This is a genomic window from Pseudomonas sp. NPDC088885 (assembly GCF_044750025.1).
Classification (GTDB): domain Bacteria; phylum Pseudomonadota; class Gammaproteobacteria; order Pseudomonadales; family Pseudomonadaceae; genus Aquipseudomonas; species Aquipseudomonas rustica.
In genome coordinates this window covers 1-1,063 of sequence record NZ_JBIVJB010000264.1, presented here as the reverse complement: position 1 = coordinate 1,063, position 1,063 = coordinate 1, and the positions used below count along the sequence as shown (strand labels likewise).

General features: G+C 60.7%; 1 protein-coding gene. It reads right to left on the bottom strand.

What is annotated here, in order from left to right; translation table 11 throughout:
• Window positions 1-67: 67 nt before the first annotated feature.
• Window positions 68-1,063 (bottom strand): NAD(P) transhydrogenase subunit alpha (locus ACIP1X_RS29110; protein ID WP_400756005.1); only part of this gene is annotated, 996 nt, incomplete at its 5' end.

Below are 1,063 nucleotides of genomic sequence, written 5' to 3'. Positions count from 1 at the left end.
AAACAAACATCAACAACATATATATACCCCTCGACATAAACTCTTACAAAAAAAGAATCACTTCATATCAGTTTTTGCGGATGACTTGGCCGTCGCGGCACATCAGGCACGCGGCGACGATGTCGTCTTCGAGGTTGACGTCGAACTGACCTTCTTTGGTGAAGACCAGCTTGAGGAAGTCCAGCAGGTTGCGTGCGTACAGTGCCGAAGCGTCTGCAGCGACTTCGCCGGCCAGATTGGTCGGGCCGCAAATGGTCACGCCATTCTCGACCACGACCTGATCAGCCACGGTCAGCGGGCAGTTGCCACCCTGAGCAGCGGCGAGGTCGATGACCACCGAACCCGGTTTCATCTGCGCCACGGTGTCCGCGCTCAACAGCGTAGGTGCCTTGCGGCCCGGAATCAGCGCGGTGGTGATGACGATGTCAGCTTGCTTGGCGCGCTCGTGCACGGCCTGCGCTTGACGCTGCATCCAGCTGGCTGGCATTGGTCGCGCGTAACCGCCGACACCGACGGCGCATTCGCGCTCTTCATCGGTCTCGTACGGCACGTCGACGAACTTCGCCCCGAGGGATTCGATCTGCTCTTTCACCGCCGGACGCACGTCAGACGCCTCGATCACCGCACCCAGACGTTTCGCCGTGGCGATCGCCTGCAACCCGGCCACACCGGCGCCAAGAATCAGCACGCGCGCCGCTTTCACGGTGCCCGCAGCGGTCATCAGCATTGGCATGAAGCGCGGATAGTGGTGAGCGGCCAGCAACACAGCCTTATAGCCGGCAATGTTCGCTTGCGACGACAACACATCGAGACTCTGCGCGCGCGAGGTGCGCGGCGCCGCTTCGAGGGCGAACGCGGTAATGCCGCACTCGGCCATCTTCGCGATGGTTTCGTTGTTGAACGGGTTGAGCATGCCGACCAACACCGTACCGCGCTTGATCAGCGTCAGTTCGGCATCGCTTGGCGCGACCACTTTGAGAATCAGCTCGGCGCCAAACGCGTCATTGGCACTGCCAATGGTTGCGCCTGCCGCTTCATAGGCACTGTCGACCACACTGGCATT